This window comes from Pseudomonas sp. p99-361 (assembly GCF_003935475.1).
Classification (GTDB): Bacteria; Pseudomonadota; Gammaproteobacteria; order Pseudomonadales; family Pseudomonadaceae; genus Aquipseudomonas; species Aquipseudomonas juntendi.
Map to the genome: position 1 here is coordinate 70,157 of NZ_RHQO01000010.1, position 17,925 is coordinate 88,081.

General features: G+C 63.2%; 12 protein-coding genes. 6 read left to right on the forward strand and 6 right to left on the reverse strand.

Annotation, left to right across the window (positions count from 1 at the left end):
- The first annotated feature begins 24 nt into the window (after window positions 1-24).
- The 3 genes from EGJ22_RS06980 to EGJ22_RS06990 are packed head-to-tail and all read left to right on the forward strand — an operon-like array spanning window position 25 to window position 4,172.
- The gene (locus EGJ22_RS06980) at window positions 25-801 is read left to right on the forward strand and encodes a molecular chaperone (RefSeq protein ID WP_029886962.1); all 777 of its coding nucleotides are present in this window, start codon (window positions 25-27) and stop codon (window positions 799-801) included.
- Window positions 802-813: 12 nt separating this feature from the next.
- A complete protein-coding gene (locus EGJ22_RS06985) occupies window positions 814-3,204 on the forward strand; it encodes a fimbria/pilus outer membrane usher protein (RefSeq protein ID WP_259367479.1) in 2,391 nt (796 codons plus the stop codon).
- Window positions 3,201-4,172, forward strand: a complete 972-nt coding sequence (locus EGJ22_RS06990) for a spore coat U domain-containing protein (RefSeq protein ID WP_029886964.1) — start codon at window positions 3,201-3,203, stop codon at window positions 4,170-4,172. The genes EGJ22_RS06985 and EGJ22_RS06990 overlap by 4 nt, the downstream gene beginning before the upstream one ends.
- A gap of 21 nt (window positions 4,173-4,193) precedes the next feature.
- Here the strand turns inward: EGJ22_RS06990 and EGJ22_RS06995 are convergent, their stop codons facing one another.
- The 4 genes from EGJ22_RS06995 to EGJ22_RS07010 all read right to left on the reverse strand — a co-directional run bounded on the left by EGJ22_RS06995 (window position 4,194) and on the right by EGJ22_RS07010 (window position 8,636).
- The gene (locus EGJ22_RS06995) at window positions 4,194-5,342 is read right to left on the reverse strand and encodes a M14-type cytosolic carboxypeptidase (protein WP_029886965.1); all 1,149 of its coding nucleotides are present in this window, start codon (window positions 5,340-5,342) and stop codon (window positions 4,194-4,196) included.
- Between the two features lie 97 nt (window positions 5,343-5,439).
- Complete coding sequence (dkgB, locus tag EGJ22_RS07000) at window positions 5,440-6,243, reverse strand: 2,5-didehydrogluconate reductase DkgB (protein WP_029886966.1); 804 nt, start codon at window positions 6,241-6,243, stop codon at window positions 5,440-5,442.
- A 262-nt stretch (window positions 6,244-6,505) separates the two neighbouring features.
- The gene (locus EGJ22_RS07005) at window positions 6,506-7,000 is read right to left on the reverse strand and encodes a DUF934 domain-containing protein (RefSeq protein ID WP_029886967.1); all 495 of its coding nucleotides are present in this window, start codon (window positions 6,998-7,000) and stop codon (window positions 6,506-6,508) included.
- On the reverse strand, window positions 6,984-8,636 hold the full coding sequence (locus EGJ22_RS07010) for a nitrite/sulfite reductase (protein ID WP_009685912.1): 1,653 nt from the start codon (window positions 8,634-8,636) through the stop codon (window positions 6,984-6,986). Before EGJ22_RS07010 ends, EGJ22_RS07005 begins: the two co-directional genes overlap by 17 nt.
- 214 nt (window positions 8,637-8,850) lie before the next feature.
- Between EGJ22_RS07010 and EGJ22_RS07015 the strand changes: the two genes are divergently transcribed.
- Window positions 8,851-9,927 carry an ABC transporter substrate-binding protein gene (locus EGJ22_RS07015; RefSeq protein ID WP_064314466.1) on the forward strand — a complete coding sequence of 359 codons (1,077 nt, stop codon included), beginning with the start codon at window positions 8,851-8,853 and terminating at the stop codon, window positions 9,925-9,927.
- Window positions 9,928-10,204: 277 nt separating this feature from the next.
- Here the strand turns inward: EGJ22_RS07015 and EGJ22_RS07020 are convergent, their stop codons facing one another.
- Complete coding sequence (locus EGJ22_RS07020; RefSeq protein WP_009685910.1) at window positions 10,205-10,423, reverse strand: DUF2970 domain-containing protein; 219 nt, start codon at window positions 10,421-10,423, stop codon at window positions 10,205-10,207.
- Window positions 10,424-10,584: 161 nt separating this feature from the next.
- Window positions 10,585-14,292, reverse strand: coding sequence for a methionine synthase (metH, locus tag EGJ22_RS07025; protein WP_029886969.1), 3,708 nt, complete (start codon window positions 14,290-14,292; stop codon window positions 10,585-10,587).
- Window positions 14,293-14,472: 180 nt separating this feature from the next.
- On the opposite strand from metH, the gene EGJ22_RS07030 reads away from it, so the two are divergent.
- Complete coding sequence (locus tag EGJ22_RS07030) at window positions 14,473-16,773, forward strand: fatty acid cis/trans isomerase (protein WP_029886970.1); 2,301 nt, start codon at window positions 14,473-14,475, stop codon at window positions 16,771-16,773.
- Window positions 16,774-16,886: 113 nt separating this feature from the next.
- Window positions 16,887-17,921 (forward strand): acyltransferase, encoded by a 1,035-nt coding sequence (locus EGJ22_RS07035; RefSeq protein ID WP_064314467.1) that lies wholly within the window; start codon window positions 16,887-16,889, stop codon window positions 17,919-17,921.
- The last annotated feature ends 4 nt before the right edge of the window (window positions 17,922-17,925 follow it).

Below are 17,925 nucleotides of genomic sequence, written 5' to 3' on the forward strand. Positions count from 1 at the left end.
ATGACCAGTGCTAAGGAGAGCTTGATGGCAGTAGGCGCGAAGTGGGCGCGAGGGCTGATCGGGTTGTGGTGGTTGGCAAGCTTGCCGGCTGGTGCAGCCACCTCGGTGTTGATCTGGCCGATTGACCCGGTGCTGGAGGCCGACCAGAAGGCCGGCGCACTGTGGCTGGAAAACCGCGGTACCGAGGCTGCCAACTTGCAGGTGCGGGTGTTTGCCTGGCACCAAGGGCGTTACCAGGAGCAGTTCCAGGCCCAGCGCGAGATCATCGGCAGCCCGCCGGTGGCCAATATTCCTCCTGGGCAGAAGCAATTGATCCGCCTGACCCGCACCGGCCCTTCACCTGCCGGCCAGGAAAAGGCCTATCGCATCATCATCGACGAAATTCCGCCGGCCATCCCGCTCGACAAGGCCGGCCCCGGCACCACGGCCGCCATTCGGCTGCAGATGCGCTATTCCGTACCGCTGTTCGTCTACGGCGAAGGGCTGTGGGGCAAGGCGGACCCCGAGGGCGGGCGCGCCACCGCCAGCGTGGGCAAGCCCCAGTTGAGCTGGCGGCCTGTCACGGTGGAGGGCAAGCCTTATGTGGAGCTGCGCAATACCGGCCCGGTGCATGCACGGCTGACCGACGTGGTGCTGCAGCAGGGCGGCCAGCGCAAGGCGCTGGTCGAAGGTTTGCTGGGCTATGTGCTGCCGGGCGCGAGTATGCGTTGGCCGGCACCCGTGGCGCCGAATACAGGCAGTGTGCTGCAAGGCCGGGTCAACGGCCAGGCCACGGCCGGCACCATACCCCAGGGGCAGTGAACCAGCACCAGAATGCAGCGCAGGGGCCAAGGAGGACCCGGCAATGGTTGGATACCGTGTGTGAAATGGCTAGCGCTGAGGTTGCGCCGCGGGTGCCTGCAGTTGGCCGTGCTTGGCCCAGCGCTGGCGCTGGCCGACGACCTGCCGCCGCCGCCCACGGAGCTGTCCGCCATTGCCGACGCCACGCTGTTCCTCGACCTGATGGTGAACCGCATGCCCAAGGCTGAGCTGGTGCCGGTGCAGCAGCGGGCCGGCCAGTTGTACCTGGACAGCGCCGTGTTGCGTGCGGCGGGTGTGACACTGCCCGGCGACCCCCAGGGCGAGATCGCCCTGGACGCGGTGAGCGGGCTGCACGCCGATTACGACAGCCGGAACCTGCGGCTGTTGCTGCAAGTGCCGCCGGCCTGGTTGCCCGAGCAACAGGTCGGCGATCGTAACCTGTACCCGCCTAGCGATGCGCGGAGCAGCTTCGGCGCGTTGTTCAACTACGACCTGTACCTGAACGACACCGATGACGGCGGCACCTACCTGGCGGCCTGGAACGAACTGCGCGTGTTCGACGGCTGGGGCACCTTCGCCAGCACCGGGCAATGGCGCCAATCGTTCAATGGCGCGCAGGCCGACCCGGCAAGGCGGGGCTTTCTGCGCTACGACACCACCTGGCGCTTCACCGACGAGCAGCGCCTGTTGACCTACGAGGCCGGCGATTTCGTTACCGGGGCACTGCCCTGGACCCGTTCGGTACGGGTGGGCGGCGTGCAACTGTCGCGCGACTTCGCCGCGCGGCCGGACCTGGTCACTTACCCCTTGCCGGCCTTTGCCGGCGAAGCCGCGGTACCGACCTCGCTCGACCTGTTCATCAACGGCTACAAGGCCAGTTCCAACGAATTGCAGCCAGGCCCCTACACGCTGACCAACGTGCCGTTCATCAACGGTGCCGGCGAAGCGGTGGTGGTCACCACCGACGCCCTGGGCCGGCAGGTTTCCACCACCTTGCCGTTCTACGTCACCAGCAGCCTGTTGCAAAAAGGCCTGTCAGACTATTCGATAGCGGCCGGGAGCCTTAGGCGTGACTACGGTGTGAGGGACTTTGCCTACGGCGCGGGGGCGGCCAGCGCCAGCCTGCGCCATGGGGTAAGCGACACGTTCACCGTGGAAACCCACCTTGAAACCGCTGCCTCGCTGATGCTGGGTGGCCTGGGTGGCAACCTGCGGCTGGGCAACTTCGGTGTGCTCAATGCCGCGCTCGCGCAGAGCCGTTTCGACGGCGATCAGGGGCAGCAGGTCGCGCTGGGTTACCAATACAACAGCCAGCGCTTCGGTTTCAGCTACCAGCGCCTGCAACGGCGTGCCGACTATGCCGACCTGAGCCGGGTCGACACCCCGGACATACAGGCAAGCACTCGCAGCGAGCAGGTCAGCCTCAGCCTCAACCTTGACAGGTACGGCAACGTCGGTGCCGGCTACTTTGACGTGCGCGCTGCAGACGGCACGCGTACCCGGCTGATCAACCTGAGCTACAGCAGGCCGTTGTCAGGCAGCAGCAGTGTGTACCTGTCGGCCAACCGCGAAATCGCTGGCGGGCAGTGGGCCGTGCAGGCGCAACTGGTGATTCCGTTCGACACCCATGGCACGCTGGCGCTAGGCCTGGAACGCAGCAACACCGGTGAAACCCTGCAGCGGGTCAATTACGGGCGCGCCGTGCCGGTAGGCAGCGGCGTGGGCTATAACCTCGGCTATGCCCAGGGTAGCGAGCGCGATGCCTATCGCCAGGCCGATGTGACCTGGCGCTTGCAGTCGGTACAGCTACAGGCCGGCGTATATGGCAGCAGCGGCGCAACGACCCGCTGGGCCGATGCCAGTGGTTCGCTGGTATGGATGGATGGGCTGTTCGCCGCCAACCGGATCGACGACGCTTTCGTCGTGGTCAGTACCGACGGCTATGCCGATGTACCGGTGCGCTATGAAAACCAGGAGGTCGGCCGTACCGACGCCGGCGGCCACCTGCTGGTGCCGTACAGCAGTGGTTACTACCGCGGCAAGTACGAGATCGACCCCATGGACCTGCCGCCCGATGTGCTGGCGCCGAATGTGGAGCAGCGTGTGGCCGTGCGCCGCGGCAGTGGCTACCTGCTGGAGTTCCCGCTGAAACGGGTACTGGCGGCGAGCATCGAGCTGGTTGATGCCAGCCAGCAGCCGCTGAAACTGGGCAGCCGGGTGACCCACGAGCAATCGGGCAGCCAGGCTGTGGTCGGTTGGGACGGGCTGGTGTACCTGGAGAACCTGTCGCCACGCAACCGCCTGCAGGTCGCGCTGGAGGGGGGCGGGCGCTGCCAGGTCGAGTTCGACTTCCCCGAAGCGCAAGGTTCGATCCCGTTGCTTGGGCCGTTGGTGTGCCGATGACGGCCTGGCAGCGGGGCCTGCTGGCAAGCTTGCTGTGGTTGCCCATGGGGGCCGCCTGGGGGTTGTGCTCATCGGTGGCGACCCTGCCGGCCGCGTTCGGCAGCCTCAATTCCACGCAGGTGCGCACCACGGCACAGAACGCCTCGACCCTGAACTCGGGGTTGCAGTGCACAGGGTCGCTGCTGAGCGTGCTGAGCAACAGCGACCATTTCTATCTCACTATCACGTCGCCCAGCAGCGGCCTGGTAGGCCCGACGGGGGATGTGATTCCTTACACGGTGTACGGCGACAACACCACCAATTACCCGATTGCCCGCGGCGTGGCCTATGACTTCGCCCGTACCGGCATTCTCGACCTGTTGGGTTTGCTCGGCGGCACCACCCCCAAATCGGTGCCGCTGTACATGCGCACCCAGGTGGGCAGCAATGTTGCCGCTGGCCTGTACCAGGAAACCCTGACCATTGCCTGGAGCTGGGACTACTGTTCGGGCATTGGCTTGCTCGGCGCCTGCCTTGGGCGCGACGTCGGTTCAGGCAGCAAGACCCTGACCGTGAGCCTGACAGTGACCAACGATTGCCAGATCACCACGCCCAACATCAACTTCGGCAGTGCCCCGGTGGTGGCAGGGTTCGCCACGGTCAGCCAGAGCCTGAGTGTGTCGTGCACCAAGGGCAGCAACTACACGGTTGGCCTGGACGACGGGCAGAACGTGGCCAATGGCAGGCGGCGCATGAAATCTACCACCAGCAATTACCTGGCATACGACATTTTCAAAGGTGCCGGTACGGTGCGGTGGGGCGCGGTCGGTGCGGCACGCCGCGCGAGCACTGATGCGGATGTGAACCCCGGTGCCGGTACCGGCACCGGCAGCCAGGTGTTCAACTACAACGCCAAGGTCTACACCGACCAGGCCACGCCGCCCGCGGCCAGCTATACCGACAGTGTGATCCTGGATGTGCAGTTTTGAAGGCGTGCGCCAACCGCGGGGTCAGCGCAAGTCACCAAGCATGCCTGCCAGCGTCTCCAGCACGGCGCCGGCCAGTGCCTTGGAGCGCGCGCCCGACCAGCCGGTGGCGGCGTTGGGCGCATCATCATGGTCCTTGAATGGCATTTCCAGGGTCAGCGACAGGCAGTCGTACGCCATGCCCACCGCATTGCAGGCCAGGGTGGTGTTCGCCTGGCCAGGCTCGTCGCGGGTGTAGCCATGTACCGTCTGGAAGTCGCGGGTAAGGCTGCACAGGGTGCTGCGGAACTGCGCCTCAAGCTTTGCCAGCCGGGGTGTGTAGCCTGGGTTGCCCTCGCACGCCGCCGTGAATACATGGGGGATTTCTTCATCACCGTGCACGTCGATGAAGGCGTCCACACCATATTGCTTCATCTGCGCCTGGGCGAAGAACACTTCCGGGGTGAGTTCGACACTGGCGTCCTGCCAGGCACGGTTGAGGTCCTTGCCTTTGAAGTTGGTGCGCAAATGGCCAAGGAAGGCGCCGTCGGGGTTCATGTTGGGGATCAGGTACAGATCGGCTTTGCCCAGCAGTTGCTGAATCACCGTGTCGTTAGCCTGCAGGCGGTCTATCACGCCCTCCATGAACCATTCGGCCATGTGCTCGCCGGGGTGTTGCTGGGCGATCAGCCATAGCTTGCGCTTGCCCTCGGCACCATCACCCGCCCGTAGCAGGGGAATGTCCCGGCCTTGCACGCTGCGGCCGCTTGCCAGCAATTCGACACCGGGCAGTTGCCGGGCCCGCTCGATCAACTGGTTGTGGCGAGCGCGCGGGTAAGGTTCGAAGTAGGCGAACCAGACCTGCGGCTGTTCAGCCTTGAGCTCGAACGAAAGCGCGCTGCCATCGAACTGGCTGGGTACCCGGAACCAGCGTTGCTGGTCGTAACTGGCAACGGCGTTGTAGCCGCTCCAGGCATGCTTGTACGAAGCGCCAGAGGCGTTGTCGAGGCTGAAGCGGTGGACCTGGCCCAGCGTCAGCCCGCTGACCCTGAAGTGGAACCACTGGTAATGGTCGCTGTGGGTGTCCGGGCGGATGGCCAGGCGCACCTGCGCCGGGTTGCTGGCATCCAGTACCTGGATATTGCCAGAATCGAAATCGCAGTCGATGTGCAGGGGGGACAGCGTTACGCTCATGGGCCGGGCTCCTTTGTGGGCATTGTTGTAGGCGTACTGTACACGGCTTGGCCGTGCAAAGTGGCGCTCGGTCCCATGACCCCCCCTGCAGAGTGTCTCAGTCCCAATCAGGGGCAAGGCCCGGCGGGCTGACTTCACGGCCATTGCGTTCCAGCGTGGCGATGCGTGCCATGTCTTGGTCATCCAGCTTCAGGCTACGGGCCAACAGATTGCTGGCCAGGTTCTCGCGCTGGGTCGACGAGGGGATCACCGCGTAGCCCAGTTGCAGGGCCCAGGCCAGGGCAACCTGGGCCACCGTGGCCTTGTGCTTGGTGGCGATCTCGGTCAGCACCGGGTCCTTCAGCACCTTGCCGTAGGCCAAGGTCATGTAGGACGTGACAGTGATGCCTTGCGCCTCGAGGTAGGCAGCCAGCTTGCTGTTCTGCAAGTACGGGCTGAGCTCGATCTGGTTGGTGGCGATTTCGCCTTTGCCCACCACCTCGATGGCTTGCTCGGTCAACGCGATATTGAAGTTCGACACCCCGATCTGGCGGGTCAGGCCCGCTTTCTTGACCTCGGCCAAGGCGGCCATGTAGGCGGGCAGGTCAACGCCGTTGCCCGGGGCTGGCCAGTGGATCAGCAACAGGTCCACGTAGTCGGTGCGCAGTTTTTCCAGGCTTTCCTTCAAGCTGTCTTGCAGCTTGCCAGGGGCGTAGTTGTCGACCCAGATCTTGGTGGTAATGAACAATTCACCGCGTGGTACACCGCTCTCGGCGATGGCCTGGCCGACCTCTGCTTCGTTCTTGTAGATCTGCGCGGTGTCGATGGCCCGGTAGCCTAGCTCGAGGGCGGCCTTGACCGAGTCGATGACCGTCTGGCCCGTAAGGCGAAAAGTACCGAGACCAAAAGATGGAATGCTCATGAGGTGGCTCCTGCTAGGTGAGGGAAGGGGCTGGAATTCAGCCAGGGGGTGCAGCCCCGTCCGTTGTTTGAGTGTGGAGCAGTGTGCAAGTTTGACGCGGTTTGATTAAGGCGGTGTTCGGCCAAGGACATTTGATCCCCAGGCAAAAAAGGGCGCAGGCGTGGGTGGGCTGGGAGGAAGCTGGGGCAGGGTTGAGCGGTACCGGCGGGTGCAAATGAAACGGCCCGCCATCGCGGCGGGCCGTGGGTGTTGCAGGTGGCAATCAGCGGCGACGGAACAGCGGCAGCGGCTCGTCGGTAGCGGCCTGGTAGGTCACCGAGAAGTCCTTGAGGCCCTGCAATGCGTCTTCCGGGTCCTTGTCGGCACGGATGGCGAATGCATCGAAACCGCAACGGGCCATGTAGAACAACTGGTCGCGCAGCACGTCACCAATGGCACGCAGCTCGCCCTTGAAGCCGTAGCGGTCACGCAGCAGGCGCGCGTTGGAGTAGCTGCGCCCGTCGGTGAAGGCGGGGAAGTTCAAGGCGATGACCTGGAAGTACTGCACGTCTTCACCGATTTCTTCGGCTTCCTGGTCGCTGTCCAGCCACACGCCAAGGCCGCCGTCGCGGGCCTTGAGCACATGGGCATGGTCACGCCACATCTGCAGCGGAACGATGTAGTCGTCGCAGTTGGTCAGCTCGTCGAAAGCCGTTTCCTTGGGCAGCAGGTGCCAGGTTTCGTCGACGATCTGATTGTTCTTAATGATTCGCTGCATAGACGCGTTCCTTGAAGGGGTCGATACCGATACGCTGGTAGGTGTCGATGAAACGCTCTTCCTCGGTACGTTGCTCGACGTACACCGCGATCAGCTTTTCGATCACATCGGCCATGTCATCCTGGGCGAAGGACGGGCCGAGGATCTTGCCCAGGCTAGCGCCGCGTGCAGCGTTGCCGCCCAGCGACACCTGGTAGAACTCCTCACCTTTCTTGTCCACGCCGAGGATGCCGATGTGGCCCACGTGGTGGTGGCCGCAGGCGTTCATGCAGCCGGAAATGTTCAGGTCGATTTCGCCGATGTCGAACAGGTAGTCCAGGTCGTCGAAGCGGCGCTGGATGGACTCGGCAATCGGGATCGACTTGGCATTGGCCAGCGAGCAGTAATCACCGCCCGGGCAGCAGATGATGTCGGTCAGCAGGCCGATGTTCGGGGTGGCGAAGCCGCTTTCGCGCAATTCCAGCCACAGCGCGTGCAGTTGGCGCTGCTCGACATCGGCCAAGATGATGTTCTGCTCGTGCGAGGTACGCAGGAAGCCGAAGCTATAGCGCTCGGCCAGGTCGGCCACGGCGTCCAGCTGCTTGTCGGTCAGGTCACCCGGGGCCACGCCGGTGGGTTTGAGCGACAGGGTAACGGCCACGTAACCCGGCCGCTTGTGAGCGCGGGTGTTGCGCGAGCGCCAGCGGGCGAAGCCAGGGTACTCGGCGTCCTGGGCGGCGAAGTCGACGTTGTCCAGGGCCAGGTATTCGGGGTCGACGAAGTGGCGCGATACCCGCTGCACTTCGGCTTCGGTCAGGGTAGTGCTGCCGCCACGCAGGTGGACCATTTCGGCCTCGACCTTTTCGGCGAACACTTCCGGGGTCAGGGCCTTGACCAGGATCTTGATCCGCGCCTTGTACTTGTTGTCACGGCGACCGTAACGGTTGTACACGCGCAGGATGGCGTCGAGGTAGCTGATCAGGTCTTGCCACGGCAGGAATTCGTTGATGAACGAGCCGACCACCGGGGTACGCCCCAGGCCGCCGCCTACCAATACGCGGAAGCCCAGCTCACCGGCCGCATTGCGCACCGGCTCCAGGCCGATATCGTGCACTTCGATGGCGGCACGGTCTTCCTGGGAGCCATTGATGGCAATTTTGAACTTGCGCGGCAGGAAGGCGAATTCCGGGTGGAAGGTGGTCCACTGGCGCACGATTTCGCACCATGGCCGCGGGTCGATGACCTCGTCTGCAGCAACCCCGGCGAACTGGTCGGTGGTGGTGTTGCGCAGGCAGTTGCCGCTGGTCTGGATCGCGTGCATCTGCACTTTGGCCAGCTCGGCAAGGATGTCCGGAACATCTTCCAGCGCCGGCCAGTTGTACTGCACGTTCTGCCGGGTGGAAATGTGGGCGTAGCCCTTGTCGTAGTCGCGGGCGATTTTGGCCAGGGTGCGAACCTGGGTGGCGTTCAGCTGGCCGTACGGCACGGCGACACGCAGCATCGGCGCGAAACGTTGGATGTATAGGCCGTTCTGCAGGCGCAGAGGGCGGAATTCTTCTTCGCTCAGCTCACCGGCCAGGTAGCGGCGGGTCTGATCACGGAACTGCTTGACGCGGTCCTCGATGATCCGCTGATCGTACTCGTCGTATACGTACATAAAAGTCCTGTCTCAGGCATGCAGCTATTCGCGCGCACGGCCGCGCACTCCGGTACGGAGCCGGGGAACGATAGCAGGTTGCGTTTATGCGCTAAAGTGATGTTTTTGCATATGAAAAGAACCAAATGGACTATGTGAGACTGACTGCCATTTGTGCCCAGTATACCGGCGCGGCGGGTATAATCCGCGGTTTGCGTTACAGGGATGCCAGCCTATGTTGAAGGCGTTGTGCCAAAGCATTTGTCTTGCCTTGCCGCTGGCGGCGAGCGCACAATCGGCTTCAGTGGTATTCCTCAACCCGGGGCTGTCCAGTGAGACGTTCTGGAACAGCTACAGCCGGTTCATGCAGGCCGCCGCCCAGGAGCTGGGCATGACCCTGCGCGTGCAATACACCGAGCGCAACCCCGACCAGGCGTTGACCCAGGCCAGGGCGATACTCACCGCGGCGCAGCGTCCCGATTACCTGGTGGTTGTCAACGAGCAATACGTGGCGCCGGAAATCCTGCGCCTTTCGCGCGGCTCTGGGGTGAAGCTGCTGCTGGTGAACAATGGCCTCACGGCCAGCCAGGAGCGCAGCATCCTGGCCCAGCCCGACAAGTTTGCCGCGCCACTGGGCACATTGACCAGCAATGACGAACAGGCTGGTTTCGAGATGTTGCATCAGATGGTCGCGCAATTGCCACGTGGCCATGGCCCGGTAGAGTTGCTGGCGTTTGTCGGCGTCAAGACCACGCCGGCCTCGCAACTTCGCGAGCAGGGTATGCGCAGGGCGCTGGCCGATTTCCCCCAGGTGCGCCTGCGCCAGGTGGTGTATGGCGGCTGGAGCCGACAGCGGGCCTACGAGCAGGCACAGCTGCTGCTGCAGCGTTACCCGAACATTGGCCTGGTGTGGTCGGCCAATGACGAAATGGCCTTCGGCGCCATGCAAGCTTTCCAGGAAGCCGGCCATACGCCGGGGCGTGATGTGCTGTTCGGTGCTGTGAACAGTTCGCCCGAGGCGCTGCGTGCGCGCATCGACGGCCGCTTGAGCGTGCTGTTGGGTGGGCATTTCACCCTCGGTGGCTGGGCCATGGTGATGCTGCACGATGATGCCCAGGGGCTGGCGCTGGACCGTGATGGCTTGCGTGTACACACGGCGCCGGTCATGCAGGTGATTGACCAGGCCAAGGCCAGGCGTTGGCTGAAACTGCTGGAGCGGGACGACTATGGCGTGGATTTTCAGCGTTACAGCGCCGAAGGGCGGCCTGCCAGTTACCAATACCCGTTTTTGACGTCGCCGGTCGAATATTGAAAGACCCTGCTTGAGAGAAGGGCATTGCTCGTCTTAACTGCTGGTTGTGAAGTGCATTCCCATAACCACTACAAGAGGCAATGCAATGGGAAACTCAACCAAGGTCCGCAAAGCTGACAGCAGTGTCGATGCCTGGGCGATCCTCTGCCTGATCGTGCTGGTGGTCGTCACCGCCGTGTACTGGGTCAGCCACCAGTGACTTGAACCTTCCGACCGTGATGCAGCCACGGCGCCTGCGGCAGCCATTGCGCAGGCGTTGTGCTTTGCGGCCCAGTGATTAACGCGCGGTAAGGTGTAGCGCCAGTTGCACCAGGCCAATCAGCACGGCAATGAACACCAAGGTGAACAGTGTGCCCATGACGATGAAATGGCTTGCCTTGCCATGGGTGAAGTCGCGGGCGCGGTTCTTGCCGCTTTGCACGCCGAAGGCGGCGGCGAGGATGCTGTGCAGCATCTGCCAGAAAGTCGGCGGTTTGCCTTGGCTGGAATCGTCCATGGTGGCTCCTGAATAATCAGAGGCAATCAAGGACAGTGTAGGTGGGGTTTGCCGCTGCTGTGCAACCCCTTTGGCGACCTGAGCCCGCACCTGCCGAAGCAACCGGGCCCGGGCAGCCGCAACCGGGTGTCGCGAAGGGCCGCAAGACGGCCCCGGCAGACTCAGCTGTCGTAACCCAGGTTAGGGGCCAGCCAGCGCTCGCTGACGCTGACATCCTGGCCTTTACGCGCGCTGTAACACTCGATCTGGTCCTTGTCGACCTTGCCCACGGCAAAGTACTGCGCCTGCGGGTGGGCGAAGTACCAGCCACTGACCGCCGCGGCCGGGAACATCGCGAAGTGCTCGGTGAGGAACACGCCGCTTGGCCCGGTTTCGCCAATGGCCGTGCCATCGAGCAGGCGGAACAGGGTCTCTTTTTCGGTATGGTCCGGGCAGGCCGGGTAGCCCGGTGCCGGGCGGATGCCGCGGTACTGCTCCTTGATCAGCGCTTCGTTGTCCAGTTGCTCGTCGCGGGCATAACCCCAGTGTTCCTTGCGCACCTGTTCGTGCAGCCATTCGGCACAGGCTTCGGCCAGGCGGTCGGCCAGGGCCTTGACCATGATCGAGCTGTAGTCGTCGCCTTTGTCCTGATACGCCTTGGCCACTTCCTCGGCACCAATGCCGGCCGTGGTGATGAAGCCCCCCACGTAATCGGACACGCCGCTGCCTTTGGGCGCGACGAAGTCGGCCAGCGACCAGTTGGCCTTGCCGTCCGGCTTGATGGTTTGCTGGCGCAGGTGGTGCAGGGTGGCCAAGGTCTGGCCATCTGCACCGTAGACTTCGATATCGTCATCGGCGACCTGGTTGGCCGGCCAGAAGCCGAACACCGCCCGGGCACTGATCAGCTTTTCGTCGATCAGCTTGTCGAGCATTTCGCGGGCATCGTTGTACAGCGCCGTGGCCGCTTCGCCGACCACCTCGTCGGTGAGGATGCGCGGGAACTTGCCGGCCAGGTCCCAGGAAATGAAGAACGGTGTCCAGTCGATGTATTCGGCCAAGGTGCGCAGATCGATGTCTTCCAGCACCTTCACGCCGGTGAAGGAGGGTACCGCTGGCTGGTAGCCGGCCCAATCGTATTGCGGCTTGGCGGCGATGGCCTGGGCGTAGCTCAGGCGCTCGGTACGGGCACTGCGGTTGGCGGTGCGTTCGCGTACTTCTACGTACTCCTGGCGGGTCCGCTCGATGAAACCTGGCTTGAGCTCCCTGGAGAGCAACTGGGTAGCCACGCCAACCGCGCGCGAGGCGTCGGTGACGTAGACCACGGCATCGTTGCTGTACTTCGGTTCGATCTTGACGGCGGTATGCGCCTTGGACGTTGTGGCGCCCCCGATCATCAGCGGCAGCGTGAAGCCCTGGCGCTGCATTTCGCGGGCAACGTGGACCATCTCGTCCAGCGACGGCGTGATCAGGCCGGAGAGGCCGATGATGTCGCACTTTTCGTCGCGAGCGGTCTGCAGAATTTTCTCGGCCGGCACCATCACGCCAAGGTCGACGATATCGTAACCGTTGCAGCCCAGCACCACGCCAACGATGTTCTTGCCGATGTCGTGCACGTCGCCTTTCACCGTGGCCATCAGGATCTTGCCTTTGGCTTCGGGCTTGTCACCTTTCTCGGCCTCGATGAAGGGGATCAGGTGCGCCACTGCCTGCTTCATCACCCGGGCCGACTTGACCACCTGGGGCAGGAACATCTTGCCCGCGCCGAACAGGTCCCCGACCACGTTCATGCCGTTCATCAGCGGGCCTTCGATCACTTCGATCGGGCGTGCGCACTGCTGGCGGCAGGCTTCGGTGTCCTCGACGATGAATGCGGTAATGCCCTTGACCAGCGCGTGCTCCAGGCGTTTTTCCACCGGCAGCGAGCGCCACTCTTCGTTTTCCACCTCTTTGGTGGCGCCGCCGCCGCGGTAGTCTTCGGCGATTGCCAGCAGGGCGTCGGTGCCGTGCGGGGTGCGGTTGAGCACCACGTCCTCGACCTTTTCGCGCAGCGCAGCGGGAATTTCGTCGTAGATTTCCAGCTGGCCGGCGTTGACGATACCCATGGTCAGGCCGTTCTGGATCGCGTGGTAGAGGAACACCGAGTGGATCGCCTCACGCACCGGGTTGTTGCCACGGAACGAGAACGACACGTTGGACACACCGCCCGAGCTCAGCGCATGCGGCAGGTGGTCGCGAATGTAGGCACAGGCTTCGATGAAATCGACGGCGTAGTTGTTGTGCTCTTCGATACCGGTGGCGACGGCGAAGATATTCGGGTCGAAGATGATGTCTTCCGGCGGGAAGCCCACTTCGTTGACCAGGATGTCGTAACTGCGCTGGCAGATTTCCTTCTTGCGCGCAGCCGTGTCGGCCTGGCCCACTTCGTCGAAGGCCATGACCACCACGGCGGCGCCGTAGCGTTTGCACAGGCGGGCATGGTGCTTGAACTGCTCCACGCCTTCTTTCATGGAAATGGAGTTGACGATGCCCTTGCCCTGGATGCACTTCAGGCCCGCCTCGATCACTTCCCACTTCGACGAGTCGATCATGATCGGCACGCGCGAGATGTCCGGTTCGCCAGCGATCAGGTTGAGGAAGCGGACCATGGCGGCCTGGGAGTCGAGCATCCCTTCGTCCATGTTGATGTCGATCACCTGGGCGCCGGCTTCGACCTGCTGCAGGGCGACTTCCAGGGCTTCGGTGTAGTTCTCTTCACGGATAAGCCGGGCGAACTTGGCGGAGCCGGTGATGTTGGTACGCTCGCCAACGTTCACGAACAGCGACTGGCGGTCGATGGTGAACGGCTCCAGGCCTGACAGGCGGCAGGCCTTGGCGATTTCCGGAATCTCGCGTGGCGGGTATTTGGCGACCGCTTCGGCAATCGCCTGGATGTGGCCTGGGGTGGTACCGCAGCAACCGCCGATGATGTTGAGGAACCCGCTGGCGGCGAATTCCTCGACCACCGCGGCCATTTCGGCAGGGCTTTCGTCGTATTCACCGAAGGCGTTGGGCAGGCCGGCGTTGGGGTGTGCCGAGACATGGGTGTCGGCCTTGGTCGACAGTTCTTCCAGGTACGGGCGCAGGTCCTTGGCGCCCAGGGCGCAGTTCAGCCCCACGGAAATCGGCTTGGCGTGGCGTACCGAGTTCCAGAACGCTTCGGTGGTCTGGCCCGACAGGGTGCGCCCGGAGGCATCGGTAATGGTGCCGGAGATCATGATCGGCAGTTCGATGCTGTCTTCCTCGAACACCTGTTGCACGGCGAAGATCGCCGCCTTGGCGTTGAGGGTATCGAAGATGGTCTCGATCAAAATCAGGTCGGCGCCGCCTTCGATCAGGCCACGGGTGGCCTCCACATAGTTGACCACCAGCTCGTCGAAGGTGACGTTGCGGTAGCCAGGGTCGTTGACGTCCGGTGAAATCGAACAGGTGCGGCTGGTAGGGCCGAGCACGCCAGCAACGAAGCGCGGCTTGTCGGGGGTTTCCAGCGTCTTGGCATCGGCCACCTGGCGGGCAATGCGCGCGCCTTCGACGTTCAGCTCGTATACCAGCGATTCCATGCCGTAGTCGGCCTGGGAAATTTGCGTGGCGTTGAAGGTGTTGGTTTCGAGAATATCCGCGCCCGCATCCAGGTAGGCTTTCTCGATGGCAGCGATCACGTCTGGGCGGCTGAGCAGCAACAAATCGTTGTTACCCTTGACATCGCTTGGCCAATCGGCGAAACGCGTGCCACGATAGTCGTGTTCCTCGAGCCGGTAGCTTTGGATCATAGTGCCCATGCCGCCGTCGAGGATCAGGATGCGCTCTTCGAGGGCGTTCTGGAGTGCTTGGAGACGAGCGCTGCGGTCGGACATAGGAACTACCTGGTCGGGCGAATATCAGAAGGGGCCGAATCATAACAAAGCTGCGCGGTTTTTAGGTGCATCGCCCATTTCCATGAATTCTGCTCATGTTGGCCTAGCCGGTGAAAAACGGTGGCCAAGGACGACCAGGCAACAAATCGTGATGGCTTCAAGAACCAGGACTTTCCGCACATGGTGCAACGTATCCTTGCCGGCGCTTTCGCCCTGCTCCTCAGTGGCGCGGTGCTTGGGCAAGCTCCCCAGTCGAGCCCGGCCATATCCTACACCCGGGACATCCAACCCATTTTCACCGAGAAATGCGTGGCCTGCCACGCCTGCAACGATGCCGCCTGCCAACTGAAGCTGGAAAGCCCCGAAGGCGCAGTACGCGGGGCCAGCAAGGTTCCGGTGTACCAGGGCGAGCGCAGCCAGGCAGTGCCCACCACGCGGCTGTTCTACGACGCCCACAGCGAGAGCGAGTGGCGCAAGAAAGGCTTTTACTCGGTGCTCGACAACCAGGGCAGCCAGGCCGCGCTGATGGCGCGCATGCTCGAACTGGGGCACAAGACGCCACTCACGCCCAATGCCAAGGTGCCTGACGAGATCGTCCTGGGCCTGAACCGCAACAACATGTGCCCCTTGCCCCATGAGTTCGATGCCTACGCCGGCGCCCATCCCAGGGAAGGCATGCCGCTGGCCGTGACCGGGTTGACGGACCAGGAATACGACACCATGCGCCGTTGGCTGGCCGCCGGCGCGCCGGTCGAATACCAGCCGATCCAACCCAGCGCTGCCGAAGCCCGGCAAATCGCCGAATGGGAGGAACTGCTCAACCGCCCAGGCTCCACCGAAGCGCTGGTTGGCCGCTGGCTGTACGAGCACCTGTTCCTGGCGCATATCTATTTTACAGGGGGCGAGCAGGGCCACTTCTTCCAGTGGGTGCGCTCGCGCACGCCAAGCGGCCAGCCAGCAGACATCATCGCCACGCGGCGGCCCAACGACCCGCCCGGTACCGACTTCTACTACCGGTTGATCCCGGTGCAGGGCGTGATCGTGCACAAGACGCACATCACCTACCCAATGGGGCCGCAAAAGCTCAAGCGGGTGAAGCAGCTGTTCTATGCCGGTGACTGGCATGCCAGCGCGCTGCCCGGCTATGGCCCACGCCACCGCGCCAACCCGTTCGAAACCTTCGAGGCCATCCCGGCGGTGGCGCGCTACCAGTTCATGCTGGATAACGCCGAGTACTTCGTGCGCACCTTCATCCGCGGGCCTGTTTGCCGGGGGCAGATCGCCACCGACGTGATTCGCGACAACTTCTGGGCATTGTTCCAGGAGCCCGCGCACGACCGCTACATCACCGATGCGCACTACCGCGGCGAAGCCACGCCGTTGCTGGCCATGCCAGGCCAGAACGACGACGTGGGCAGTGTGCTGAGCCTGTGGCACGCGTACCGCGACAAGCGCAACGCGTATGAAAAGCTGCGCCGGGAAGCCTATGCCGAGCTGCCGGCCCCAGGCTGGGCGACGCTGTGGGCGGGTAACGACAATGCCTTGCTGAGCATATTCCGTCATTTCGACAGCGCCTCGGTCACCAAGGGCCTGGTCGGCGATGTGCCCCTTACCGTCTGGCTGTTCGACTACCCGCTGCTCGAACGCACCTATTACCAGCTGGCAGTCAATTTCGATGTGTATGGCAACGTGTCCCACCAGTTGCAGACGCGCCTGTACTTCGACCTGATCCGCAACGGTGCCGAGGTCAATTTCCTGCGCCTGATGCCGGCAGAACAGCGCAAGGCGATTCTTGGCGACTGGTACCAGAACAGCGGCAAGGTCAAGATGTGGCTGGACTACGAGGACATCGACAGTGACACGCCGAGCGGTATCAAGCTTGACCCGCGCAACCCCACGCGCGACTTCGGCCTCAAGCTGTTGCAGCGCACCGGCAGCCTGAATGCCGCGCCCGACCCGATCAACCGCTGCCAGGGCGCCTTCTGCTCGCGGCCGCAAATTAGCGAAGAGTTCCGCAATGCCGAGCAGTCGCTCAGCCGCCTGGTCTCGCGCCCGGCGGCCGGGCTGAAGGTGATCAACCAGCTGCCCGAGGCGACGATGTTGCGCATCGAAGGGCAGGGCGGCCAGCGCCAGGTGTACAGCCTGCTACGCAACCGCGCGCACAGCAACGTGGCCTTCCTGCTTGGCGAGGCCTATCGCTACCAGCCTGGCCTGGACACCCTGACCCTGTACCCCGGTGTGCTCAGCAGTTACCCGAACTTCATGTTCAACATCCCGACCAAGGATGTGCCGGAATTCGTCGAGGACATGGAGTACGCGAAGGACGATGCGGCGAAGTTCGAACGCATTGTCATGCGCTGGGGCGTGCGCCGCAGCCACCCCGAGTTCTGGCGCTACTTCCATGACCTGAACAGCTACATCAAGGAAACCGAGCCGCTCGAGGCCGGGGTGCTGGACATGAACCGCTACGAAAACCTCTGATCGGTTTGGCTGACCTTTCCGATACACCTGCGGTCGGAGAGGGTTAGGTGGCCTGTATCGGTGCTCACGCAGCCGATACGGGCCTCAATGCACCGAAAAGCGCAGGTTCTTTCATGTTGTATTCGCTTCAGGCATTGCGGGCATTCGCCGCTTGGGTGGTGGTCTGCCACCATTTCATGCAGATCTTCTTCGACTTCCATGCTACGGGCCCCGTCGGCCAATTGCTCACTGACCGGGGCGCCGTGGGCGTGGACATCTTCTTCGTGATCAGTGGGCTGGTCATCTACCTGTCGACCTGCGACAAGCCGGTCGAGCCGCGACAGTTTCTGCTCAACCGGGTGCTGCGCATCGTTCCCGCCTACTGGTTCTATACGGCCCTGATGGCCTTGCTGTTGCTGGCGTTCAGCCAATGGATGCCGCACCAGGTGTTCAGTTGGCATCACTTGCTGCTGTCGCTGCTGTTCATCCCGGCGGAGAACCCCGGCGGTTACGGCCTGTATCCCACCTTGAACGTGGGCTGGACGCTGAACTTCGAAATGTTCTTCTACCTGCTGTTCGGCCTGGCTTTCCTCGTGCGCAAACGGCACCACCTGTTGCTGGTGGCTGGCGCCTTGCTGCTGGTCAGCGAGGTGCTGGGGCGGTTTGGCTTGCTCAGCCGCTTTTACAACAACGACATCATCTATGAGTTCCTGCTCGGCATCGGCCTTGGGGTATTGTATCGCCATGGGCTGATCCGCCAGGGCCGGGTGCTGGCGTTGCTGTTGCTGGGGGCGGCAGGCCTGGCCATCTATCACCTCGATGCATCGCAGCGTTTGCTGCATTGGGGCGTGCCGAGCGCAATGATCGTGCTGGCCTTCATCGCCCTGGAACCGATGTTCGAAGGCAACCGGCTGCTCAAGGCGCTGGGCGACTGCTCGTATTCCGTGTACCTGATCCATGTGCTGGTGCTGTATGCCGGCTGGTTCGCCAGCCAGCGGCTGCAGTTGAATCCTTACTGGGTATTCGCCGTGTGCGTGCCGTCCATTGGACTAATGTCGTGGTTCAGCTATTGCTGGCTGGAACGTGGCCTGTACCGGCGCATGCAGGCGTGGCTGGCGGCGCCGCGAGGGGGCGAGCCGGCCTATGCGCTTTCCCGAGTCAAATACTAGGACT